At 61.1% G+C, this 24,319-nt stretch carries 25 protein-coding genes; 9 read left to right on the forward strand and 16 right to left on the reverse strand.

Annotated features, from left to right (window positions below; genetic code table 11):
- Positions 1-41 precede the first annotated feature (41 nt).
- Positions 42-443 (forward strand): group III truncated hemoglobin, encoded by a 402-nt coding sequence (locus tag PAF17_RS03040; RefSeq protein ID WP_271887608.1) that lies wholly within the window; start codon positions 42-44, stop codon positions 441-443.
- Here the strand turns inward: PAF17_RS03040 and PAF17_RS03045 are convergent.
- The 5 genes from PAF17_RS03045 to PAF17_RS03065 all read right to left on the reverse strand — a co-directional run bounded on the left by PAF17_RS03045 (position 440) and on the right by PAF17_RS03065 (position 4,613).
- Positions 440-1,078, reverse strand: coding sequence for a trimeric intracellular cation channel family protein (locus tag PAF17_RS03045; RefSeq protein WP_271887609.1), 639 nt, complete (start codon positions 1,076-1,078; stop codon positions 440-442). The two genes, PAF17_RS03040 and PAF17_RS03045, sit on opposite strands and share 4 nt — an antisense overlap.
- Positions 1,075-1,524 (reverse strand): ribonuclease HI, encoded by a 450-nt coding sequence (gene rnhA / locus PAF17_RS03050; protein WP_271887610.1) that lies wholly within the window; start codon positions 1,522-1,524, stop codon positions 1,075-1,077. The genes PAF17_RS03045 and rnhA overlap by 4 nt, the downstream gene beginning before the upstream one ends.
- Entirely contained in the window at positions 1,517-2,122 is a 606-nt protein-coding gene (locus PAF17_RS03055) for a glutathione S-transferase family protein (RefSeq protein ID WP_271887611.1), read from the reverse strand. Before PAF17_RS03055 ends, rnhA begins: the two co-directional genes overlap by 8 nt.
- A 23-nt stretch (positions 2,123-2,145) precedes the next feature.
- The gene (gene ispH, locus PAF17_RS03060) at positions 2,146-3,102 is read right to left on the reverse strand and encodes a 4-hydroxy-3-methylbut-2-enyl diphosphate reductase (protein WP_271887612.1); all 957 of its coding nucleotides are present in this window, start codon (positions 3,100-3,102) and stop codon (positions 2,146-2,148) included.
- An 80-nt stretch (positions 3,103-3,182) separates the two neighbouring features.
- Positions 3,183-4,613 (reverse strand): cobyric acid synthase, encoded by a 1,431-nt coding sequence (locus PAF17_RS03065; protein ID WP_271887613.1) that lies wholly within the window; start codon positions 4,611-4,613, stop codon positions 3,183-3,185.
- A 74-nt stretch (positions 4,614-4,687) separates the two neighbouring features.
- Between PAF17_RS03065 and secG the strand changes: the two genes are divergently transcribed.
- A complete protein-coding gene (secG, locus tag PAF17_RS03070; RefSeq protein ID WP_271887614.1) occupies positions 4,688-5,185 on the forward strand; it encodes a preprotein translocase subunit SecG in 498 nt (165 codons plus the stop codon).
- A 154-nt stretch (positions 5,186-5,339) separates the two neighbouring features.
- Positions 5,340-6,983, forward strand: a complete 1,644-nt coding sequence (locus tag PAF17_RS03075) for a CTP synthase (RefSeq protein WP_271887615.1) — start codon at positions 5,340-5,342, stop codon at positions 6,981-6,983.
- Positions 6,984-7,002: 19 nt separating this feature from the next.
- Here the strand turns inward: PAF17_RS03075 and PAF17_RS03080 are convergent, their stop codons facing one another.
- From PAF17_RS03080 to PAF17_RS03090, 3 genes are all read right to left on the reverse strand, one after another.
- Positions 7,003-7,782, reverse strand: coding sequence for a hypothetical protein (locus PAF17_RS03080; RefSeq protein WP_271887616.1), 780 nt, complete (start codon positions 7,780-7,782; stop codon positions 7,003-7,005).
- Positions 7,783-7,854: 72 nt separating this feature from the next.
- Positions 7,855-9,069: an MFS transporter gene (locus PAF17_RS03085; protein WP_271887617.1), complete on the reverse strand. Its 1,215-nt coding sequence runs from the start codon at positions 9,067-9,069 to the stop codon at positions 7,855-7,857.
- Between the two features lie 21 nt (positions 9,070-9,090).
- Positions 9,091-9,639 (reverse strand): LabA-like NYN domain-containing protein, encoded by a 549-nt coding sequence (locus tag PAF17_RS03090; protein WP_271887618.1) that lies wholly within the window; start codon positions 9,637-9,639, stop codon positions 9,091-9,093.
- A 107-nt stretch (positions 9,640-9,746) separates the two neighbouring features.
- Between PAF17_RS03090 and folK the strand changes: the two genes are divergently transcribed.
- The 4 genes from folK (at position 9,747) to PAF17_RS03110 (ending at position 13,621) form a co-directional block, all read left to right on the forward strand.
- Positions 9,747-10,346: a 2-amino-4-hydroxy-6-hydroxymethyldihydropteridine diphosphokinase gene (folK, locus tag PAF17_RS03095; protein ID WP_271887619.1), complete on the forward strand. Its 600-nt coding sequence runs from the start codon at positions 9,747-9,749 to the stop codon at positions 10,344-10,346.
- 71 nt (positions 10,347-10,417) lie between these two features.
- Positions 10,418-10,771, forward strand: coding sequence for a DNA-directed RNA polymerase subunit omega (rpoZ, locus tag PAF17_RS03100; RefSeq protein WP_271887620.1), 354 nt, complete (start codon positions 10,418-10,420; stop codon positions 10,769-10,771).
- Positions 10,772-10,802: 31 nt separating this feature from the next.
- The gene (locus PAF17_RS03105) at positions 10,803-12,917 is read left to right on the forward strand and encodes a RelA/SpoT family protein (RefSeq protein WP_271887621.1); all 2,115 of its coding nucleotides are present in this window, start codon (positions 10,803-10,805) and stop codon (positions 12,915-12,917) included.
- A 44-nt stretch (positions 12,918-12,961) separates the two neighbouring features.
- Complete coding sequence (locus tag PAF17_RS03110; protein WP_271887622.1) at positions 12,962-13,621, forward strand: DUF2062 domain-containing protein; 660 nt, start codon at positions 12,962-12,964, stop codon at positions 13,619-13,621.
- Here PAF17_RS03110 and PAF17_RS03115 read toward each other — a convergent pair.
- The 8 genes from PAF17_RS03115 to PAF17_RS03150 all read right to left on the reverse strand — a co-directional run bounded on the left by PAF17_RS03115 (position 13,615) and on the right by PAF17_RS03150 (position 22,179).
- Positions 13,615-14,523: a 2-hydroxyacid dehydrogenase gene (locus PAF17_RS03115; protein ID WP_271887623.1), complete on the reverse strand. Its 909-nt coding sequence runs from the start codon at positions 14,521-14,523 to the stop codon at positions 13,615-13,617. The two genes, PAF17_RS03110 and PAF17_RS03115, sit on opposite strands and share 7 nt — an antisense overlap.
- A 4-nt stretch (positions 14,524-14,527) precedes the next feature.
- Positions 14,528-15,667, reverse strand: coding sequence for a rod shape-determining protein RodA (gene rodA, locus PAF17_RS03120; protein ID WP_271887624.1), 1,140 nt, complete (start codon positions 15,665-15,667; stop codon positions 14,528-14,530).
- Positions 15,668-15,685: 18 nt separating this feature from the next.
- Complete coding sequence (mrdA, locus tag PAF17_RS03125; protein ID WP_271887625.1) at positions 15,686-17,632, reverse strand: penicillin-binding protein 2; 1,947 nt, start codon at positions 17,630-17,632, stop codon at positions 15,686-15,688.
- Positions 17,632-18,168 (reverse strand): rod shape-determining protein MreD, encoded by a 537-nt coding sequence (locus PAF17_RS03130; RefSeq protein WP_271887626.1) that lies wholly within the window; start codon positions 18,166-18,168, stop codon positions 17,632-17,634. Before PAF17_RS03130 ends, mrdA begins: the two co-directional genes overlap by 1 nt.
- Positions 18,161-19,072: a rod shape-determining protein MreC gene (gene mreC / locus PAF17_RS03135; RefSeq protein WP_271887627.1), complete on the reverse strand. Its 912-nt coding sequence runs from the start codon at positions 19,070-19,072 to the stop codon at positions 18,161-18,163. The genes PAF17_RS03130 and mreC overlap by 8 nt, the downstream gene beginning before the upstream one ends.
- Before the next feature lie 23 nt (positions 19,073-19,095).
- Entirely contained in the window at positions 19,096-20,130 is a 1,035-nt protein-coding gene (locus PAF17_RS03140) for a rod shape-determining protein (protein ID WP_271887628.1), read from the reverse strand.
- A 204-nt stretch (positions 20,131-20,334) separates the two neighbouring features.
- On the reverse strand, positions 20,335-21,891 hold the full coding sequence (locus PAF17_RS03145; protein ID WP_271887629.1) for a 2-isopropylmalate synthase: 1,557 nt from the start codon (positions 21,889-21,891) through the stop codon (positions 20,335-20,337).
- Positions 21,892-21,969: 78 nt separating this feature from the next.
- Positions 21,970-22,179, reverse strand: a complete 210-nt coding sequence (locus PAF17_RS03150; protein WP_271887630.1) for a hypothetical protein — start codon at positions 22,177-22,179, stop codon at positions 21,970-21,972.
- Positions 22,180-22,276: 97 nt separating this feature from the next.
- Here PAF17_RS03150 and PAF17_RS03155 point away from each other — a divergent pair, with 97 nt between their 5' ends.
- Positions 22,277-22,711, forward strand: coding sequence for a universal stress protein (locus PAF17_RS03155; RefSeq protein ID WP_271887631.1), 435 nt, complete (start codon positions 22,277-22,279; stop codon positions 22,709-22,711).
- A gap of 59 nt (positions 22,712-22,770) precedes the next feature.
- Positions 22,771-24,282: an alanine/glycine:cation symporter family protein gene (locus PAF17_RS03160; protein ID WP_408636364.1), complete on the forward strand. Its 1,512-nt coding sequence runs from the start codon at positions 22,771-22,773 to the stop codon at positions 24,280-24,282.
- Positions 24,283-24,319 lie beyond the last annotated feature (37 nt).

A 24,319-nucleotide genomic window follows, 5' to 3' on the forward strand; every position in this document is an offset into this window, starting at 1 on the left:
TGCGCCTTGCCAACACGGGCAAAGGGCAACAGATTACCGCGATGTTGCCGCCCCGCTTCCCGATCAACGCAGCGCAGATCGATCATGTCGTCGCGCTTTTCTATGCCTCGGTGCGCCGACACGAGGTTCTGGGTCCGATCTTTGCCGCCCATGTCACAGACTGGCCCGCCCACGAAGCCAAGATTGCGGGATTCTGGAAAAAGGCAATCCTTCACGAAGCGGGTTATGACGGGAACCCGATGCAGGTCCATATGGCGACAGGTGATGTCCGGGGGGATCATTTCGCGATCTGGCTGGCGCTGTTCGACCAGACGCTGGACCGTGCATTGCCGGGCGATACCGCCCGCGGCTGGTCGGCGCTGGCGCATCGGATCGGCCGCGGGTTGCGCATGGGCGTCGAGGATCTGTCCCGATCGACAAGCGCCCCACCCCGCCTGAGTTAGCCCCGCATGCGTGGCGGGCGCGGCTTGTAGGTCGGCAACCGCCAGCCCCAGATCAGGCTGCCCGCACGCAGCACCCAAACCACCAGCGCACAAGCAATCAGACTTTGATTGCGTTCAAACCCCAACCATCCCAGCAACACGGCTGCCAGCGCACCGCCAAACGCCGCCGTCAGATACAGTTCGCCCTGTTTCAGCACCAAAGGCACCTCGTTGCCGACGACATCGCGCATCAAGCCGCCAAAAGTGCCGGTAACAAAACCCATGATCACGATCACGACCGGCCCGAAACCGCCTTCCGTGGCCACCCCCACCCCTGCTGCCACGGCCACCGCCAGGGCGATGCTGTCCAACCAGATCAGCACCCGATAGCGGCTTTCGAACAGATGCGCGGTCCAGAACACCAGCAATGCTGCCCCTGCCGCAAGCAGGACATAGGCCGGCTGCGCCACCCAGAAAACCGTCTCGCGCCCCAGCAGCAGGTCACGCAGCGTGCCCCCGCCCACGGCCGTCAGGGTGGCCATGAAGATGAACCCGACCGGATCCAGCTGCGACCGGCTGGCGACCAGCGCCCCGGTCAGTGCGAAAATCAGCACCGATCCGTAATCCAGACCCGCAACCAGGGTTTCCGGTGTCATTTGAACGGTGCCATTCCGGCCCGCGCCAGTTCATCGGCGCGCTCATTTTCGACATGCCCGGCATGGCCCTTGATCCAGCGCCACTCGACATCATGGATGCGCTGCACCTCGTCCAGACGCTGCCACAGCTCGACATTCTTGACCGGTTTCTTAGATGCGGTGCGCCAGCCATTGCGCTTCCAGCCATGGATCCACTGGGTCACGCCATTCTTGACATAGGCGCTGTCGGTGGTGATCACGATCTTGCTGGCGCGGGACAGGGTTTCCAGCGCGCTGATCGCGGCCATCAGCTCCATCCGGTTGTTCGTGGTCGCGGCTTCACCGCCCTGCAACTCGCGTTCCTTGACGATCTTGTCGCCATCCATCGCGCGCAGCAGAACGCCCCAGCCACCCGGCCCGGGATTGCCACTGCAGGCCCCGTCGGTCCATGCAAACAACTCAGCCATCCAACCCCACATATCCCGGCAAGGCAGCAATGCGGTCGATCCAGGCATTTACCGCCGGAAACCGTTTCATATCGAACCCACCCCGGCTGCCCGCCGTATGGGTATAGGCATAAAGGCAAATATCGGCGAGGCTGACCTCATCGGTGGCCAGCCAGTCATGTTCGGCCAATCTGGTCTGCATGACGCCCAGCAGATCATGCCCCCGCGCAAGCAATTCGGCCATACGCTCGGGCGTGGCCAGATGCGCGCGCGACGGATAGGTCCGAAGCGAGGCGCGCACGGCGATCACGCCTTCATGCTGGTTCTGCTCCCAGAACATCCATGACAACATCTGCGCGCGCTGGAACGGATCGTCAGGCACGAAATCGGTGCCCTCACCCAGCCAGTTCAGGATCGCATTCGATTCCGGCAGCATCCGCCCGTCATCCAGATGCAGAACAGGGGCCTTGCCGAACGGCAGGGCCTGCGCGGATTTTGCCCGCGCCATGGCGTCCGAGGCATCTTCGACATCGACCAAATCGCAGGCACGCCCGGTCAGGGCCAGAAGCAACCTGACCTTATAGCTGTTGCCGGAAGAAGGCATCGAATAAAGACGCATCGGGCGTTCCTTGCGCTGTCGGGTCAGGCCGGTTCGCGCAACACGCGCGGCACCTTGAATTCGACATTCTCCTGCGCCGTCTCGACGATCTCGACGGTCACGTCATAGCGATCACGGAACGCCGCAATCACCTCGTCCACAAGAATTTCCGGGGCGCTGGCACCGGCGGTCACGCCCACCGCCCGCACGCCCTGAATCGCCCGCCAGTCGATCTGATCCGCCCGCATCACCAGTTGCGAATAGGCGCAGCCCTCGGCCCGCCCGACCTCGACCAGACGTTTCGAGTTGCTGGAATTCGGCGCGCCAATCACCAGAAGCGCATCAATCTTGGGCGCAACAGCCTTTACCGCCGCCTGGCGATTGGTGGTGGCATAGCAGATATCTTCCTTGGCCGGGCCGATGATCGCCGGAAACCGCGCCTGCAGCGCCGCGACGATCGCCGCGGTATCATCAACCGACAGGGTGGTCTGGGTGATGAAGGCCAGCCGTTCGGGATCGCGCGGCGTGATCGTCGCCACATCGGCGGCGGTTTCCACCAGGATCACCTCGCCTTCAGGCAGCTGCCCCATGGTGCCCAGCACCTCGGGGTGGCCTTCATGTCCGATCATGACCATCTGCAGGCCATTGGCGTGGTGACGTTCAGCCTCGACATGGACCTTGCTGACCAGCGGACAGGTCGCGTCGACAAAGACCATCTCGCGGCGGCGGGCCTCGGCGGGCACCGCCTTGGGCACACCATGCGCCGAAAAGATCACCGGGCGGTCATCGGGGCATTCGTCCAGCTCCTCGACGAAGACCGCACCCTTTTCGCGCAGGGAATCGACGACGAATTTGTTGTGGACGATCTCGTGGCGGACATAGACCGGCGCGCCCCATTTCTGCAGCGCCATTTCGACGATCTTGATGGCGCGGTCGACACCGGCGCAGAATCCGCGCGGCGCAGCAAGATACAGGGTAAGAGGCGATTTCGCGTGTTCCATATCGTCGAGTTAACGCGACAACCTTCCTTCGTCCAGTGAAAGCAACGTCACGATTGCGCATGGCGGAGTGGCGATCCGTGTCAGGACGCACAGGCCAGCAATGCACCGACATCCAGATACCGTTCGAGGTGATCGGCCAGCTGATCCAGCGCCTGATCAACACCGGCTTCATATCCCGGACGGGACGCAACGCCCAACCGCCCAAGATATGCCGCGCGAAACCTGTCATCCGCAAAAAGCCCGTGCAGATATGTGCCGGCGACCCGACCATCCGGGCTGACCGCGCCATCAGGTTGGGGGATATGGGCAAATGGACGCACGGAATCGGCACCCTCGCTGCGCCCCATGTGAATTTCATACCCTGTCACCGGGCAATCCATGGCCGTTCCACTGATACGCGTCAGGCGCTTGTCACCGGCCATGACTGTCCGGATCTGCAACAGACCCAGGCCCTCGACCCGCCCCTTGGCTCCGTCAACGCCCTGCGGATCGTCAATGACCTGACCCAACATCTGATAGCCGCCACAGATGCCCAGCACATGCCCGCCCCGCCGCCTATGGGCGATCAGATCGATGTCCCAACCCTGTGCGCGCAAGAACGCCAGATCGCCCGTGGTGGATTTCGTGCCCGGAACGATGACCAGATCGGCATTCGCCGGGATCGGCTGCCCCGGCCCAAGCATGGTCAGCGCCACGCCCGGTTCGGCCGCCAAGGGATCGAGATCGTCGAAATTGGCAATGCGTGACAATGTCAGGCATACGACATTCAGGCCCTTGCCGGTCGAGGCGCGTAAGTCGACAGCATCCTCGGCGGGCAGACGATGGGCCTCGGCAAACCAGGGCACGACGCCGAACCCCGCCCAGCCCGTGCGTTCCTGAATAAACCGGTAGCCGTCATCGAACAGACGCGGATCACCACGGAACTTGTTGATCAGAAATCCGCGAATCATTTCGGCGTCCAGCGGGTCGATAACGTTCTGGGTGCCGATGATCTGGGCGATCACCCCGCCGCGATCGATATCCCCGGCCAGCACGACCGGCACATTCGCGGCCCGCGCAAATCCCATATTGGCAATGTCCCGCGGACGCAGATTGACCTCTGCCGGGCTGCCCGCGCCCTCGACCAGGACCAGATCATGATCGCGCCGCAACCGGCCATAGCTTTCCAGAACCGCGTCAAGCAAGCGAGGCTTCAAACCGCCGTAATCGCGCGCCTGCGCCCGGCCAATTACCCTGCCCTGCACGACGACCTGCGCGCCCGTATCGGTTTCGGGCTTCAACAGGACCGGATTCATGTCCGTATGGGGTTCAAGGCCACAGGCGCGTGCCTGTAACGCCTGCGCGCGGCCAATCTCTCCTCCGTTGCAGGTCACGGCGGCATTGTTTGACATATTCTGCGGCTTGAAGGGCGCAACCGACATACCGCGACGCCGCGCAACCCGGCACAATCCTGCCACCAGCAGCGACTTACCGACATTGGAACCGGTTCCCTGTATCATTAATGCCGGCATCTGGGGACACTCTGCTTGCCATCACCTGTATCGGTGACTAGATAGGCCCGTCCGCAAATGAAAGGCCGAATTCCGTGGAAAACGTCGTGCTGACCATACATCTGATCCTGGCGGTGCTGTTGACCGGGGTCGTTTTGCTGCAACGCTCGGAAGGCGGTGGCCTTGGCGTGGGTGGCGGCAGCGGCGGCGGCGTCATGTCCGGCCGTCAGGCCGCGAACGCGCTGACACGCCTGACCTGGGTGTTCGGCATCGCGATTTTCTGCACGTCTATCGCATTGACCATCATTGCAGCGCGGCAATCCGCGAACAGCTCGATCATGGATCAGCTTGGCGTTCCCGAACAGCAAGGAAACACGGATAGCGGCCTGCCGTCATTGCCGACCTACACGCCTCCGCCTTCCACCGGCGGCGACCCGCTGACCCCGCCCGCGCCCGATGCGCCTGCGGCCGGCAGCGCCGCACCGGCAGCACAGGAACCCGCAGCACAGGCCCCCGAGGCCGAAGCGCCGGCCGGCGCTGCGATCACGCCTCCGGCTGCGGAAACCGCACCCGCGAACGAGACGTCGAACTAAGCCACACGAATATCCAGAGGGGCAGAACTTTTCTGCCCCGTATCAACTTGCGGTCCGTTGCGGCCACGGGGCGAATCGCCTATAGCTTTAGTCCCGTGATGCTGGTCGTTCGGCGGCCCGCAGATTTTGAATTTTTGCTCATCACGGGGTCCAAATGGCGCGTTATATCTTCATCACCGGCGGGGTGGTTTCGTCCCTTGGCAAGGGACTGTCATCCGCGGCGCTGGGGGCGCTGTTGCAGGCGCGGGGCTTCACCGTGCGATTGCGCAAACTTGACCCCTATCTGAATGTCGACCCCGGCACGATGTCGCCCTTTGAACATGGCGAGGTCTTCGTGACCGATGATGGCGCCGAAACCGATCTGGATCTGGGCCATTACGAACGCTTCACCGGCGTCAGCGCAAGACGCACCGACAGCGTGTCCTCGGGACGGATCTATTCGAATGTCCTGGAAAAGGAACGTCGCGGCGAATATCTGGGAAAGACCATTCAGGTCATTCCGCATGTCACCAATGAAATCAAGGACTTCCTTTCCGTCGGCGATGACGAGGTCGATTTCATGCTGTGCGAGATCGGCGGCACGGTCGGCGATATCGAGGGCCTGCCCTTCTTTGAGGCAATCCGCCAGTTCATCCACGAGCGCCCGCGCGGCGAATGCATCCTGATGCATCTGACGCTGCTGCCCTATCTGGCGGCCAGCGGCGAACTGAAGACCAAGCCCACCCAGCACAGCGTCAAGGAACTGCAATCCATCGGTCTGGCTCCCGATGTGCTGGTCTGCCGCTCGGAACATCCGATTCCGGAAAAGGAACGCGCCAAGATCGCGCTGTTCTGCAATGTGCGCCCTGATGCGGTGATCCCCGCCTATGATCTGAAATCCATCTACGAGGCCCCGCTGGCCTATCATCGCGCGGGCCTGGACCGGGCGGTCCTCGATGCCTTCCAGATCAGCCCTGCCCCGCGCCCCGACCTGTCGCGCTGGGAAGATGTGATGGATCGCCTGGAACATGCCGAAGGCGAAGTGCGCATCGCCGTCGTCGGCAAATACACCCAGCTTGAAGACGCCTATAAATCCATCGCCGAGGCCCTGACCCATGGCGGCATGGCCAATCGCGTGCGCGTCCGCGCGAATTGGGTCGACAGCGAAAAGCTGGAAGGCGAAGGCGCGCATCTGCTGGACGGCTATCACGGCATTATCGTGCCCGGAGGCTTTGGCGAACGCGGGACCGAAGGCATGGTCGCCGCCGCACGTTATGCGCGCGAGAAAAAGGTCCCCTATCTTGGCATCTGCCTTGGCATGCAGATGGCGGTGATCGAAGCGGCGCGCAACCTTGCCGAGATGCCGGATGCGGGGTCCGAGGAATTCGACCACGAGGCCGGCAAGACCCGCTTCACCCCCGTCGTCTATCACCTCAAGGAATGGGTGCAGGGCAATTACACGGTGCAGCGCAAGGTCGGCGACGACAAGGGCGGCACGATGCGTCTGGGCGCCTATACTGCCGTTCTGGCCCCCGATTCCAAGATCAGCGGGATCTATGGCGGCGCGCTGGAAATGGAAGACCGCCACCGTCACCGCTACGAAGTCGACGCCGCCTATCGCGAACAGCTTGAAAAGGCCGGGCTCAGCTTTTCGGGGATGTCGCCGGATGGCAAGCTGCCCGAGGTGATCGAATATGCCGACCACCCCTGGTTCATCGGCGTCCAATCGCATCCCGAACTGAAATCCAAGCCCTTTGCTCCGGCACCGCTATTTGCGGGCTTTGTGCGCGCGGCGATGGAGGAAGGGCGTCTGGTCTGACGCCCTTCGCCCCTGTCGGTCAGATGTCGTTTCCGACCGACAACTCCAACAGTCGTTCGCGGTTGCGGAAAATCGCCAGACAGACCGCAGCCACGAACCACGCCCAGCCCAACAACGGCACAGCCCGCGCCGCAAGCGCACGCATCAGCTTTTGCGCCAATGGCCCATCGACCGTTTCGACGACGCTGGCGATGACCGAACGTGAAAAGACCTTTCGGACAATTCGTTCAAGAATGCGCTTGGCCCTGGCCCAGTCGCCTTCGGCCAAGGCTCTGTGCAATTGTCGGAATTCTGATCCCAGATCCGCAAAGGGCAAGATATTCCGCAACTGGTCGATCTCGTCTGCTTCGAAACCCATCGATTCGAGCAGAATATCCGCAATCGCCTCCTGCCAGCTATCATCTGCGGACCTGTCAGCCTCACCAGCGGCAAGCGCGGTGTCAAGCGCCTCGGGGTCCGGCGGCGTGAAGGCATCTCGCGCAACGATTTGCTCTGCCAGATCCGTGTATTCGGTTCGGGTCAGTTCCTGCATGTCGTCGGCGTTCTGAACCTCGCTCAGCCCCTTGATGACATCCCGAATCTCATTGGCCGCCCCATCCTCATCGGGCACGCCGTCCGGATTCAGCAAACTGGTCAACCGGTCGATCGCATCTTCCAGCTGATTCAGAAGATCATAAAAGAGCCCGGCGAATCTCTGGCGTATTTCGGAAAGCTGAGCGTCCGCCGCGCCGCCAGATGCGGCAACCGCCAGCGCCGTTCCCGAAACACCCAACATCAGGTTTCTACGCGCAATCTGCATATCGTCCCTCCTCCGTATGCGTCATGGGAGAGAGCGTATCACAAAGGCCGGAAACGCAGTCACGAATTTCGATCAGCGCCGCCCGCTTGCCAGAAGCGAGGCTTCGGGGGCGCGGCGCAAGGCCATCATGGCCCATGCGCCGATCACCGGCCCCGGAAGCAGGATCACGAATGCCCATCGCCAGCCCCCCAAAAGGGCCGCCACCTGCGGCATCAGCCAGATGGCCAGAACCGTCAGCGCAAAGCCGATGCTGACCTGCAGGGTCAGGGCCGTGCCGACGAAACGCGAATCCGCAAGCTCGGTCACGGCGGCCGAAAACTGCGCGCTGTCGCCGATGATCGAAACGCCCCAGACAATTGCGATCAAGGCCAGCAACCAGACAGGTCCGTCAAAGGCAAAGCCGATCAGCAAGGCGCAGGCACCGGATACGACCATCATGCCCGCAGTCGTCAGGCAACGGCCGATCCTGTCGCTCAGCACCCCACCAAGAACGCTGCCCGCCACGCCGGACGCAACGACAACAAAGACGAACAACGAGGGCGACCCGAACGGCGTGACGCCGGATTGGCTGGCCGCCGTGGCGAAGGCCAGAAACCAGGCCCACATCGCATAGAGTTCCCACATATGTCCGAAATAGCCCAAATTCGCCAGAAACACCGGACGATTGCGCAACACGGCCAGGGCTTCGCGCGGGTTGAAGGTGGCCCGGCCAAAGGCGTTCGGCCCCTCTTGCACCAGACATCCGAAGATGAAGGCAGAACTGACTGTGGCCAGCGTCGAGGCAATCACGACGATGCGCCAATCCAATCCGCCGCCCAAGGCGCGAAACAGATGTGGCATTGAAGAACCCAGGGTCAAACCACCGATCAACAAGCCCATCGCCAGTCCCCGACCACGCACGAACCAGGTCGCCATCAGCTTCATCGCCGGCGGATACAGCCCTGCCAGCGCGACACCGGTAACGAAACGTGCCGTCACCGCCCCCGTGAAACCCGGCTCAAGCAACAGCGCGGCATTTGAAACCGCCGCCAACAGCGCGGAAATGGCGATCAGTCGCGTCAGGCGCATGATATCGGGCAGGTTCACCAGGGACGCGGCCATCGCCCCCAACACGAAGCCGATTTGCACGGCATTCGTCAACCAGCCCGCCTGCCCTGCCGACAAGGACCAATCCCGGATCAGCTCGGGCAGGATCGCCGTTGCCGAGAACCAGCAGGTCATCGCCCCGACGACCCCGGCACAGATCAGCGCCAAAGACGCCCATTGGCCACGCGCCGCCAATGTCATGCAGGTTGCCGGGGGGACATCCTAGTCCTCGGCTGTGGTTTCACGCGGCGGACGGCCGATAATGTCGCGCAGGGCGTCCAGCTCGATGAAATTGTCGGCCTGCCGACGCAGGTCATCGGCGATCATCGGCGGCTGGCTGCGGATGGTCGAGACGACAGACACGCGCACGCCCGAACGTTGCAGCGATTCGACCAGCGGCCGGAAATCGCCATCGCCCGAGAACAGCACCGCATGATCCAGCCTTGGAGCCAGTTCCATCGCGCTGACGGTCAGTTCGATATCCATGTTGCCCTTGACCTTCCGGCGGCCCATGGCATCGGTATATTCCTTGGCCTGTTTCGTCACCACGCAGTAGCCGTTGTAGTGCAGCCAGTCGACCAGCGGCCTGATCGGGGAATATTCCTCGCTATCCATAAGCGCGGTATAGTAATACGCGCGCAGCAGCTTCCCCCTCCGGTCGAATTCTTTGCGCAGCAGCTTATAGTCTATGTCGAACCCCAGCGATTTCGCGGCGGCGTAAAGATTGGCGCCGTCGATGAACATCGCCAGTCGGTCGTCCTTGTAAAACATTAAAGTTGCCTTCATTCAGCCTTATTATTGTCGTGCCGGGTGGTCAGCCAAGGAGACGGCCTTGGGGTTTCGCCACGATGCGCGAATTCGATGATGGGCAGGTACATATGAGCAGTTCTTCTTTCGCATTCATTGGTCTGGGGGCAAACCTGCCATCGGCCGAAGGCAGCGCAACCAAGGCGCTGATCACGGCAGCCGGTATTCTGCACGCTGAACCGAATATTTCAATATCCGCATTCAGCAGAGTTTGGCATACACCGGCTTTTCCCGTTACGTCAGGCCCAGATTTCTCAAATGCCGTGGCGAAATTACAAACAGAGCTGTCTCCCGAGGCGCTCTTGTCGCGATTGCACAGAATTGAGGCAGATCTTGGCAGGGATCGCAGCACCGGCCGCTGGTCGGCGCGTGTCATTGATCTGGATCTGCTGGCCATGGATCACCTTGTCCTGCCCGACCCGGCCACTCAAAACCACTGGCGCGACCTTGCCCCCGGGCTTCAGCGCAGCAAGACACCGGAACAGTTGATCCTGCCCCACCCGCGCCTGCAGGACCGCACCTTCGTGCTTGCGCCATGGGCTGAAATTGCGCCGGATTGGCGCCATCCGATTCTTGGCCGGACAATCGTTCAGATGCTGGACGCCCTGGGAACGGATGCAATGATCGGCCTGCACCCTGTCGCGGGCCAGATTTTACCGGCTTTTCCTTGACAATCTTCACTCATACCATCAGTAATCCGGTTTCGCCCCGGATTTCCGATTCGCAACTGCACAGGTGAGATATGGCCCGCGTAACGGTTGAAGACTGCGTCGACAAGGTTCCCAACCGCTTTGATCTGGTGATGTTGGCCTCGCATCGCGCCAGAGAAATTGCATCGGGCAACGCCCCCACGGTGGACCGCGACAACGACAAGAATCCTGTCGTTGCCCTGCGCGAAATTGCCGATGAAACCCAGCCCGTCGATGATCTGCGCGAGCGGATGATCGAATCCAGCCAGACCCAGATCGAGGTCGATGAACCCGAAGAGGATGCGATGGCGCTGTTGTTGGGTGCGGAAACCGACCGGCCCAAGCCCGCGGACGAAGAATCCGAAGAACGGATGCTGCGCATGATGCTGGAAGCCAACCAGCGCTGAGCCAAAACAGAAAAGAGGTTTTCGACAGAATATGATCGACGTCGAAGACCTCATCGCGCTTGTGCGCAACTACAATCCGCGCTGCAACGCCGATCTGATCCGTGATGCATATGCCTATGGCATGCAGATGCATGAGGGTCAGTTTCGCCACTCGGGCGAACCCTATTTCACCCATCCCATCGCCGTGGCCGCCATCCTGACGGAAATGCGGCTGGATGATGCCACCATCATCACCGCCCTGCTCCACGACACGGTCGAGGACACGCGATCGACAAAGGCAGATGTCAGCACCCGCTTCGGCAATGAAATTGCCGAGCTGGTGGATGGCGTGACCAAGCTGACCAATCTTGAACTCTCGTCCACCCAATCCAAGCAGGCCGAGAATTTCCGCAAACTTTTCATGGCCATGTCACGCGACCTGCGGGTCATTCTGGTCAAACTGGCAGACCGCCTGCACAACATGCGCACCATCCGGTCGATGCGCCCCGACAAGCAGGTCAAGAAAGCCCGCGAGACCATGGACATCTATGCCCCCCTTGCCGGGCGCATGGGCATGCAATGGATGCGCGAAGAACTGGAGGACCTGGCCTTCAAGGTGATCAACCCCGAGGCCCGCAACTCGATCATTCGCCGCTTTGTCAGCTTGCAAAAGGATTCAGGCGACATCATCGGGCAGATCACTGCCGACATCCGGATCGAACTTGAAAAGGAAGGCATAGACGCCGATGTTTTCGGGCGCGCGAAGAAACCGTTTTCTGTCTGGCGGAAAATGCAGGAAAAGCAGCTGGCCTTTTCGCGCCTGTCCGACATCTACGGTTTTCGCATCATCACCCGCAGCGAAATGGATTGTTATCGGGGGCTTGGCGTCATTCACCATCGTTGGCGCGCCGTTCCCGGCCGGTTCAAGGATTACATCAGCCAGCCGAAATCCAACGGCTATCGCTCGATTCATACCACGGTATCGGGGCGCGACGGCAAGCGGGTCGAGGTACAGATCCGCACCCGCCAGATGCATGAGGTTGCCGAGGCAGGCGTCGCCGCGCATTGGGCCTATCGTGACGGCGTTCGAACGGTGAACCCTTTTGCTGTCGATCCCGCGAACTGGATCGACAGCCTTGCCGATCGCTTTGAAGGCGAGGATCACAACGAATTCCTGGAACATGTCAAACTTGAGATGTATCAGGATCAGGTGTTCTGCTTCACGCCCAAGGGCGATGTGATGCAATTGCCCAAGGGGGCCACGCCCATCGATTTTGCCTATGCAATTCACACAAGGCTGGGCAATAGCTGTGTCGGGGCCAAGGTTGATGGCATCCGTGTTCCCCTGTGGACAAGGCTGAAGAACGGCCAGTCGGTCGAGGTGATCGCCGCATCCGGACAGCGCCCGCAGACCACCTGGCTGGACATCGTCGTCACCGGGCGGGCGAAAGCCGCAATCCGCCGTTCGCTGCGCGAAGAGGATCGTGACCGCTTCATCCGCCTCGGCCGGGAACTGGTGCGCGTCAGCTTCGAACATGTCGGTCGCAAGTCGACGGACAAGGCATTGCGCACCGCCGCCAAACAGATGGGCATTCCCAACGCCGATGAATTGCTGGCCCGAATCGGCAGCGCCGAAAATTCGGCCAAAGAGGTTCTGGCGGTGCTGTATCCCGAACTGGCCGATCAGCAAGACGAAGTTGACAGCGAACGTCCATTTGCCGGTCTGGAGGCCGATGCCGAATTCCAGCGTGCGCCGTGTTGCAATCCGTTACCGGGCGAACGGATCGTCGGCATCACCTATCGCGGACGAGGCGTCGTCATTCACGCAATCGATTGCCCGGTTCTGGCCGAATTTGAAGACAGCCTTGATCGCTGGGTTGATCTGCAATGGCGCGAAGGGCGCCACCCCGCCGCCTATTCGACGCTGCTCAGCATGACGATCCGGCATGATGCCGGTGTATTGGGGCGCATCTGCGGGTTGATCGGGACGCAAGGGGCGAATATCTCGAACCTTGAGTTTATCGACCGCAAGCCGGATTTTTACCGGATCGAGGTCGAGGTCGAGTTGCGGGACCACGAACATCTGCACAACCTGCTAACCGCGCTGGAGGCGGATAGCGATGTTGCGCAGATCGCAAGGATCCGGGACCCGGCGCTAAAGCCATAGGTCGCGGCGACCCATAGACGGGTTGCGCAAAATCGGGTGAAGTCTTGTTCAAGCGCCGTAAACCTCGCAGTTACAGCCAGATGGCCAGCGACATGATCTATCCGCGGGGCGGTTGGCGCCGCGCGGGCACATATGTCCTGCATCGCGTCCGCCGCCTGCCCGATCAGCCCCATCGCATCGGGCGCGGGGTGGCGGCCGGGGTGTTCGTTTCATTCACGCCGCTGTTCGGTCTGCATTTCCTGTCCGCCGCCGGTTGCGCCTGGATCATCGGCGGCAACCTTCTGGCTGCATTGCTTGCGACCTTCATCGGCAACCCGATCACCTTTCCCTTCATCGCCGTGCTGGCGGTCAGCCTCGGCCGCAAGATCCTGAGACTGGACGGCGATCTTGGTCCACAGCAGATCTTTGGCGAATTTGCCCGCGCCAGCGCCGAAATCTGGCATAATATCCGGTCAATCTTTGGTCCTGAAAAGGCGCATTGGGGGCATCTGGCCGAGTTTTTCACCCAGATTTACTGGCCCTATGTGGTTGGTGGGGTGATCATCGGGTTGGTGGCCAGTATCGCGGCACATTACCTGACCGTGCCCGTGATCCGGGCCTATCACCGTCGTCGCACCAAGAAAATGGCCGAACGCATCGCCCGCGTGCAGGATGCCGCCGCGACCACGCCGCGACCACCGGCCCCGCCCGACCAGCCTCAGTAACCCCGCGAGCGATCGACAAGATGCAGGACGGGTTGCCCCGCCATCGCGCGGCGCAGGTTCTCTGCGACGACAAGCGCGGCGGTTTCCGGGCGCGTGGCGGCTGCGATATGCGGGGTGATCGTGACGCCGGGGGCATCCCAGAACGGGTTGTTCCGGGCAACAGGCTCTTTGCGAAACACATCCAGCACCGCATGGCCCAGATGCCCCCTCTCAAGCGCGGCCAGCAAGGCGGCCTCGTCGATCAAGGTGCCGCGCCCTGCATTGATGATCCAAGCCCCTTCAGGCAGCATCGCCAGCGTTTCCTCGTTCAGCAGGTTCCGTGTTTCAGCGGTATCGGGCAACAGGCAGATCAAAATCTCGGCTCGTGACAGTGCTTGCCCCAACCCATGACGGTCATAGACCCGGACGCCTTCTACTGCCCGACCCGACGCACTATAGCCCGCCAGGTCAAAGCCGATGGGCCGCAACATGGCGGCCACCGCCTGCCCCAACGCACCCATGCCCATGATCGTCACCGCGCGCGCATCGGCCAATGGCGGCGCATCGGATCCGCGCCAGATCCCATCCTGCCGATAGCGATCCATCTGCAGATGGGCCCGCATTGCCCACCCGGTGCAGAATTCGGCCATGCCTTTTGCAAGCCCCGGATCCACCATCCGCGCCAGGGGCTGTGTCAGGGTCGGATTGTCGATTATGCTTTCGACTCCGGCCCAGAGACTTTGGACAAGGCGCGCGTTGCGATAGGGCGACAGGTCCTCGATCTCGCCACCGGGGCAGTAGATGATCGCATCGAATTGCGCCGGATCACCCGCTTCCTGCAGATCCATTTCGGGACAGGCTGCAATCAGCGTGTCGGTCCAAAGCGATTTGACATCATCAGGGGCGGCGAACAGAACTTTCATAAACTTACCTCAGTCGATGGACATGAGCCGATTGGACCATGCCAAAGCCCATCAGCAAAATCATCATGGCCGTGCCGCCATAGCTGACCAACGGCAGCGGCGAGCCAACCACGGGCAACAGCCCCATCACCATCCCCATATTGATCGCAAAATAGACGAAAAACGTTCCACTGATGCCGATGGTCAACAGGGCACCGAAACGATCCCGATTGGTCAGCGCCGAATACAGGCAGAACCCGATGATCAGCGCATAAAGAACCAGCAGGGAAATCGCGCCGACAAAGCCGAACTCTTCGGCGAGAACGGTGAAAATGAAATCGGTGTGTTTTTCCGGCAGGAAGTTCAGCCGCGATTGCGTACCCTGCATGAACCCGCGCCCCGACCATCCCCCGGACCCCAGGGCAATCTGGGCCTGCGTGATATTGTAGCCGGCGCCAAGGGGGTCCACCGAAGGGTCGATGAACGTATCAATACGGCGGAACTGGTAATCCTTCAGCAACTGCCACTCGGTCCCGCGGCTTTCCAAGACGGCGACCACCAGCGCCACCACGGCAGCAATGACCGCACCGAAATACCACAACGACACCCCGGCCGCGAACATGACGATCCCGCCGCCAGCCATCAACATGATCGACGTGCCGAGATCGGGCTGTTTCAGCACAAGCGCCGTCGGCAGCAGGATCATCGCTACCGGAGTCAGCACCCAAAGCGGGCGCGACACCCGTTTGATCGGCAACCAGTCGTAATAGGCCGCCAAAACCAGAACCAGCGCGATCTTCATCAACTCGGACGGCTGCAACCGGAATGGCCCGAACTCGATCCAGCGTTGCGCGCCCATACCGATATCACCGATCAGCTCCACGGCGATCAGCAATAACAGGCAGATCACATAGGAAATCGTCGACACGCCGCGCCAGAACCACATCGGCACGAAAGCCAGCGCGAACATTGCGGCCATACCGACCGCAAAGCGATAGATCTGCGGCTTGGCCCAGATGTCGGCATCGCCACCGGCGACCGAATACAGCATCAAAAACCCGATACAGGCCACCGCGCTCAGCAACAGCACCAGCGGCCAGTTCAGGTATAGCGCCTTGCGAAATCCGGTCGGCGCCGCCGTGACATTGTAATCAAGATAGGACATCCATCCCCCCGGCCGTCATCATGCCCTTGTCCTGCCCGGCTTGGGTGGGTCTGGCGTATAAAGCTGCATGGCGCTGTGGCGGGCCTCCATCGCGCCGCGCTGATCCGATGGCACCGCATCCAGTGGCGGCAACCCTCCGGCAAGCGCAAACAGCATGATGTCACGCGCAATCGGGGCTGCCGCAGTCGAGCCTCCGCCCCCGTGTTCAACCACCACCGAAACCGCATAGCGTGGCGCCTGATACGGCGCATAACAGACAAAAAGCCCGTGATCGCGCCGGTTCCAGGGCAACTGATCATTGGAAATCACGCCGCGTGCGCGTTCCGCCGCCGTGATGTTGCGAACCTGGCTCGTGCCGGTCTTGCCGGCCATGCGCCATTCGTCCGGCAGGATACGGGCGCGACGGGCGGTGCCACGGGTGCTGTTCATGACCGCATCCATCCCGGCGCGCGCCTGATTGAGAATCGCGTCATCCAGACCAAGGGATTGCGCCGCCGGTATTGGCTCGGGCACACCATCGACGGACCTGACCAGACGCGGTTTGATGTCCAGCCCTGAAGCGATGCGCGCGGTCATCACCGCCAACTGCAATGGCGAAGCCAGCACAAAGCCCTGCCCGATCGAGGCATTCAGACTGTCCCCGATCAACCAGTCCTGATCGTATCGCGCCCGTTTCCAGGCGCGGTCGGGCGCAATGCCTTCGGCCACAGCGGACATCGGCAGATCATGGCGCACGCCCAGACCCAGCCGGCGCGCCATATCGGCGATACGGTCGATGCCAACCCGCTGCGCCAGTTCGTAATAATAAACGTCGCAGCTTTGTTGCAAACTTTGCAAGGCATCCATCGATCCGTGCCCCCCGCGCCGCCAACAATGGAAGCGACGCCCACCAACCTCGGTATGACCCGGACAGTAAAAGCGAGAGCCGCCGTTGATGACGCCAGATTCAAGCCCCGCCAGCAGCGTCACCATCTTGAAGGTCGAACCGGGCGGATAAACCCCTTGAACCGTCTTGTCGGCCAAGGGTCGATGGTCATGTTCGGTCAATGCGCGATAATCGGTTGTCGAAATTCCGCGAACGAACTTGTTCGGATCGAAACTAGGTGACGAACAGATGCTCAGCAGATCGCCGGTCTGGGTATCCATGACGACGGCGGCGGCGCTTTCCTCGCCCAGCCGCTGCGCCGCATAGTTCTGCAATTGCGCGTCTATGGTCAGTTGCACGGTTGCGCCCTGCTCGCCCTCTTGCCGGCTCAACTCGCGCATTTCGCGGCCCGCGCTGTTCACCTCGACCCGGCGGGCGCCAGCCTTGCCGCGCAACACGGGTTCGAGCTTGGCCTCGACACCAACCTTGCCCAACTGAAATTCCGGCAGCATCAGGACCGGATCGGGGTCTTCGATCTTTGACAGGTCATAATCAGAGACCGGCCCGACATAGCCCATGACATGGGCGAGATCGCCCGCACGGGGGTAAACCCGCGACAGGCCGGATTCCGGTGTCACCCCACGCAACGCGGGCGCATTCACCGCGATCGAGCCGAATTGTTCCCATGTCAGCCGGTCGGCCAGAATGATCGGCGTGATCGCGCTGCGTTTGGAAAACTCTTCCAATAGCTCTGCCATACGTTCATCGCTGATCGGAACCAGCGTGGACAAATGCCGCAGGACGGGCGCGACATCCCCACCGGCCTCTTCGCGGGTCAGGGAAACGCGATAGTTTTGTTCGTTTCCGGCAATCACCAACCCGTTGCGGTCGTGGATCAACCCGCGCGCCGGGGGCAAGAGGCGAATCTTGATCGAGTTTCCATCCGCCAGAAGCCGATATTCCTCGGCATGTTCCAACTGCATGGATCGCAACCGCAAGGCCAGCGTTGTCACGACGCCCAACTGGATGCCGCCCAGCAAAAGCCCCCGGCGTCCGACACGCCGCGATCCGTCCTGTGCCTCGCGTTGTGATTTCTTCATCACCTGTTTCTCATCATTTCGGCATCCGACGCGCTGATCCTGCGCAATCCTATTGTCCAGCGGGCAACGAACACGACCACCGGATAGGCGGCCAGCGTGGCAAGAAATTGCAGGATGACCTGCCCAAGGGCCGGAACCGGCATCAGGAACAGCAACAGGACCAGACGATTGGCCAGCATCATCGCCCCGATCAGGATCCCGACCCGCATCCATTCAATCATGAACGCCTGCTCGCGCCAACGGGGCTCACGCAAGCGTGCGGCCTCGGTTCCGACCAGAACCAGAACGGTCCACAGCCCCAAGGGCCGCAGCAGCAAGATGTCCTCGACCAGAAACATCACCACAATCATGGGCGCGGCGATCTGATCCGGGCGCCGCAGCACCCATGCAAAGACCAGACACACCGCGATATCCGGCCCCGGCCAGCCCACAAGACCGGATGACAGCGGCAAAAGGCGAAGAAACAGCAAAAGCCCGATACACAGCGCGAAAACCGCCGACCCGATCAAAGCCTCTTTGCCCGGCCCCTCAATCATTTGCGGGATCCAGCCCGATTGCCGCCGGCAATTGCGGTCCGATCAGCCCTTGATCTGCCGGGGTAATGATCGCACCGGAATCGCGAACCTGCTCGGCCGGATGTGCCCGAAGAACGCGCAGAAACTCCAACCGCCCGTAATCCGCCGCCATCCGCAGCCGCATGCGCCCGTCGCTGCCTTGCACGACCTGCCCCACCAGCAGACCAGGCGGAAACACCCCGCCATCGCCCGATGTCACAACGCGGTCGCCCGGTCGCACATTGTCCATGCTTTCGATAAAATCCAGAAACGGCAAGGCAGTGTTGTCGCCCGTCAACAGGGCCCGATCGCCCGAGGGCTGGATCGTGACCGGGATGCGTGACGACGGGTCATTCAGCAACACCACGCGGCTTGTGCGCTGCCCAACCCCCGAGATCCGACCGACCAGCCCCAGACCGTCCATCGTCGCCCAGCCATCCACGATGCCATCCTGGGCACCAACATTGACCAATACCGATTGGCGAAAGGCCGATCCGCTATCCACCATGACCACGCCAGTCACGCTGGTCAGGGCGGGGTCGATACGCACATTGTTCTGCGCCAGCAGTTTCGAATTTTCCTGCTCAAGCTGAACAGCCGCCTCTTTCCAAGCCTGCATCTTTTGCAGCTCGCGGCGAAGTTCCTGATTTTGTTCATAGATACGCGCATAGGATTGAAAGCCGGCGATCATCTGGCTGGCCTTGGTCACCGGCGCCAGCGCCCATTCGAAACTGGGCACGAAACGGTCGATCAGCGCCGTGCGCATCCGTTCGGCGCGCGGGCTGTCAATGCGCCAGAACAGGAACAGCGCAATCAGCACAATCGTCAGCAGCGTGATCAGCACACGCCGGATCGGACTTGCGAAATCAGGTCCCTTGCGCGCCATTCACGGCCTCCGCGCGGTCAGGATCAGCTGTCGTAGTCAATGACGTGACGAAGCTGCTTTTCGTATTCCAGCGCCTTGCCGGTGCCCAGGGCAACACAGCTCATGGGTTGGTCGGCCAGACTGATGGACAAGCCCGTCTGTTCGCGCAGCGCCAGATCCAGTTCGCCCAGCATCGCGCCGCCACCGGTCAGCATCACGCCGCGGTCGACGATATCGGCCGCCAGATCGGGTGGCGTCGCTTCCAATGCGACCATCACGGCCTCGCAGATCGCCTGCACGGGTTCGGCCAGCGCCTCGGCGACCATTGCCTGGCTGATTTCGATTTCCTTGGGGATGCCGTTCAGCAGGTCGCGACCGCGCACCATGATCGTTGCGCCGCGTCCGTCATCGGGCATGCGCGCGGTGCCGATGCTTGTCTTGATCCGCTCGGCCGTGGACTCGCCGATCAACAGGTTCTGGTTGCGCCGCAGATAGTTGATGATCGCCTCGTCCATGCGATCGCCGCCGATCCTGACCGAACGCGCATAAACCACATCTCCCAGTGACAGAACCGCGACCTCGGTGGTGCCGCCACCGATGTCAACAACCATGCTGCCGGTCGGTTCGGTGATGGGCATGCCCGCACCGATCGCCGCCGCGATGGGTTCGGCGATCAGCCCCGCCTTGCGCGCGCCGGCCGACAGGACCGATTGACGAATCGCGCGTTTCTCGACCGGCGTGGCGCCATGGGGCACACAGACGATGATCTTGGGTTTGGAAAAAGTCGTGCGCCGGAACACTTTCTTGATAAAGTGCTTGATCATTTCCTCGGCGCTGTCGAAATCGGCGATGACACCTTCGCGCATCGGGCGGATCGCCTCGATGCTGCCCGGGGTCCGGCCCAGCATCAGCTTTGCGTCCTCGCCCACGGCCAGAACCTGCCGTTTGCCATCCTTGACGTGATAAGCGACCACCGAGGGCTCGTTCAGGATGATCCCCTTGCCCTTGACATAGATCAGCGTGTTCGCCGTTCCGAGGTCGATTGCGATGTCGGTCGAAAACAAACCGCCGAATGCCATGCCTGTATCCCTTTCGCGCCGGTTTCTCCGGCCTGCCCGTTTCTTTGCGATTCAAATGCCCGCAAATGCGGAATCGCGACGCCTGAAGGCGTTGCCCCATATAAATGGGTAAATGCAACCGCGAAAGCCCTGTCACACCAAGATGCGCAATGTCATGCCGTTGTTTGGCCGGCGCGGCGTGATCTGCCGCGCCGGCCAAACGACCTAATGGGAATACATGCTGATCTGCTTGTCGTCACGACCCAGTTGTGCACGACGCACGATCAGGTGGTTCAGCGCCCCGACATAGGCCTTGACGCTGGCCAGGATCGTGTCGGTATCGGCGGACTGACCGTTGACGATGCGCCCGTCCTCTTCCATCCGCACGCTGACGGTGGCCTGCGCGTCGGTGCCTTCAGTCACGGCATGGACCTGATACAGCTGCAGCCGCGCATCATGCGGGAAGATCTGCTTCACTGCGTTGAAGCAGGCATCGACCGGCCCGTCGCCGGTGGCATGAACGGTCTTTTCCTCGCCATCGACGATCATGGTCAGATCGGCGTACTGGCCGTCACTGCCGCAGACGACCTTGAGATGCTTGACCTGCAGATAGTCGTCGCCGGTATTGGCGGCGGCGTCCTGAACCAGTGCAACGATATCCTCGTCATAGACCTCTTTCTTACGGTCGGCCAAGGCCTTGAACCGCACGAAGATGTCCTTCAGCTGGTTGTCACCGACTTCATAGCCCAGATCCTTCAGCTTGGCGCGCAGCGCGGCGCGGCCAGAATGCTTGCCCATGGCGATATTGGTTTCGTTCAGACCGATATCGGCGGGGCGCATGATCTCGAAGGTCTCGACATTCTTCAGCACGCCGTCCTGATGGATGCCCGATTCGTGCAGGAACGCGTTCTTGCCGACGACCGCCTTGTTGAACTGCACCGGAAAGCCCGACACCTGCGCCACGCGGCGCGACAGGTTCATGATCTTGGTGGTGTCGATGCCGGTGTCGAAAGGCATGATGTCGTGGCGCACGCGCAGGGCCATCACCACCTCTTCCAGCGCGGTGTTGCCGGCGCGTTCGCCCAGACCATTGATCGTGCATTCGATCTGGCGGGCACCCGCCTCGACGGCGGCAAGGCTGTTTGCCGTCGCCATGCCCAGATCGTTGTGGCAATGGGTGGCAAAGATGATCTCGTCCGCGCCCGGCACACGTTCCAGCAGCATCCGGATCAGATCGGCGCTTTCACGCGGCGCGGTATAGCCGACCGTATCGGGGATATTGATCGTGGTCGCCCCGGCCTTGATCGCGATCTCGACCACGCGGCACAGATAATCATGTTCGGTGCGCGTGGCATCCATCGGCGACCACTGCACGTTGTCGCACAGGTTGCGGGCATGGGTCACGGTCTGCTCGATCCGTTCCGCCATCTGGTCCTTGTCCAGATTGGGAATCGCGCGATGCAGCGGCGAAGTGCCGATAAAGGTGTGGATGCGCGGGCGCTTGGCATGTTTCACCGCCTCCCAGCAGCGGTCGATATCGGGCAGCTGGGCACGGGCAAGGCCGCAAATAACGCTATTGCGGCTTTGCTTGGCGATCTCGGTGACGGCGGCGAAATCGCCTTCCGAGGCAATCGGGAAACCGGCCTCGATGATATCGACATTCATTTCGTCCAGCATCGCCGCGATTTCCAGCTTTTCAGCATGGGACATCGTGGCGCCGGGCGATTGTTCGCCATCACGCAGGGTCGTATCGAAAATGAATACGCGGTTCTTGTCGGTCATGATTCGGTCTTTCTTACGCTGACATATTCCGGAAATCCGGGCCCTGTCCTGACTGAGCGGCGGCCCGGAAAGACCCGCTCAGCGCAGCGTAAGAAGCAGCAGACCACGGAGGTTCACGGCCAAAAGCGCACCAGAAGGTGCGGTCGAGGCAGCGGCGATATGGCGCATCCGAGTCATGGGGCGAATATGGCCGCGATGACGGCCTTTGAAAAGAGAAAAATCAATATCGGCGCAAACCCTGCCATTTGTGGCCGCAACGGTGTCAAATTGCGCCATCAGCTGCCGCAATTCACATTCCCGTCACATTTTTTTCTAGCCGGAGCGCCTTTGCCGTGCCTATCATTTGATCACGGACATAAAGAATAAACCAACCACAGGGGGTAACATGTCGCGTAAAATCGTCGTCGGTTTCGACGGCAGTGAGGCATCGCGCCGTGCACTGGATTTCGCGGTCAAACGCGCCAAGCTGCAGGGGGACAACATCCTGATTGCCCATATTCTTGAATGGTCGCCCTACAGCTTCCTGACACCCAGCGAGATCGAGGAAAGGCATCGCCGCCGCAAGGAAGAACTGGAACGCGCGGAAAGCGCCATCATCACACCGGTCATCAAGGCTATCGAAGCCGAAGGCGTGCCGGTCACCGCGATGATGAAATACGGCCATATCGCCGAGACCATCTGCAAAATCTCTGAATCCGAAAAGGCCGAGCTGATCATCATCGGCCGAATGGGGACCTCGGGGTTGTCCTCGCGCATCTTCGGATCGGTCGCCGGCACGCTGGCACAGATCGCACCCGTTCCCGTGACCATCGTTCCCTGAGCAACGGCAATAGGAGACCCGACATGAGCACACGCGCAACTCGTCTTTTCCCGGCCGTCATGCTTTCCGGCCTGCTGGCCGCCGCACCGGTCGCCGCGCAGACCCTGGACGACAAGGTGAATGAGATCTTCGCCAGTTCGACCGGCTGGTTCGTCAGCTTTATCTTCTCGAACTTTCCCGGCACGTCCTTCCCGTGGATCGTCGCATGGCTGGTGATCGCCGCGACCGTCTTTACCTTCTATTTCGGCTTTGTTCAGTTCCGCGCCTTTCCCCATTCCATCGCGTTGGTAAAGGGCGACTATTCCGACCCCAATGACGCGGGCGAGGTCAGCCATTTCCAGGCGCTTGCCACCGCACTTTCAGGGACTGTCGGTCTGGGCAATATCGCCGGTGTGGCCGTTGCTGTCGGCATCGGCGGACCCGGCGCGACATTCTGGATGATCCTGGCCGGCCTGATGGGCATGGCTTCGAAATTCACCGAATGTACGCTGGGGGTCAAATACCGCAACGAATATCCCGACGGCACCGTGTCCGGTGGCCCGATGTATTACATGACCAAGGGCTTTGCAGAACGAAACTTGCCCGGCGGCAAGGTTCTGGCCGTTCTGTTTGCGATTTTCTGCATCCTGGGATCCCTGGGTGGCGGAAACATGTTCCAGGCCAACCAGGCACATGCCCAGATCGCAAATGTGGTCGGCGACTATCCCGGCTGGATTACCGGGGTCGTGTTTGCCGGAATCGTCTTCGCGGTGATCATCGGCGGCCTGAAATCCATTGCGAGCGTGACTGAAAAGGTCGTGCCGTTCATGGGTATCATCTATGTCGGTGCCGCCTTGATCATCCTGTTGATGAACTTCCAGTATATCGGCACCGCATTCGGCCAGATCTTCGAAGGCGCCTTTACCGGGCTGGGCATTGCGGGCGGCATGGTCGGCGCATTGATCCAGGGCTTCCGTCGCGCGGCCTTTTCGAACGAGGCAGGCGTTGGTTCGGCCGCGATTGCACATTCGGCCGTGCGCACGAAAGAACCGATCACCGAAGGTTATGTCTCGCTGCTGGAACCGTTCATCGATACGGTTGTCATCTGCACCATGACCGCGTTGGTGATCATCATCACCGGACAGCTTGTGACCGACCCCGAAACCGGCCTTCTGGTCCTGAACGAGGCCGGCACCGCAATTCAGACCATTGATGGAAACAGCGGTGTGGCGCTGACATCGGCGGCCTTCAGCAGTGTCTTTGGCTGGTTCCGTTACATCCTGGCGATTGCGGTGATCCTGTTCGCCTTCTCGACCATGATCTCCTGGAGCTATTACGGCCTGAAGGCCTGGACCTTCCTGTTCGGTGAAGGGCACGCCAAGGAAGTCACCTACAAGGTCATCTTCTGCATCTTCGTGGTTATCGGCGCTGCGGCCAACCTGGGTCCGGTCATCGACTTCTCGGACGCGGCAATCTTTGCCATGGCCGTGGTCAATATCTTTGCGCTGTATTTCCTGATGCCTGTCGTGAAAAAAGAAATGAACAGCTACATGTCGCGGCTGCGTTCAGGCGAGATCAAGAAATTCGTCTGAAACCCGGCACGACCATGAACACAGAAACGGGCGCAGA

This window comes from Paracoccus onchidii (assembly GCF_028294535.1).
Taxonomy (GTDB): Bacteria; Pseudomonadota; Alphaproteobacteria; order Rhodobacterales; family Rhodobacteraceae; genus Paracoccus; species Paracoccus onchidii.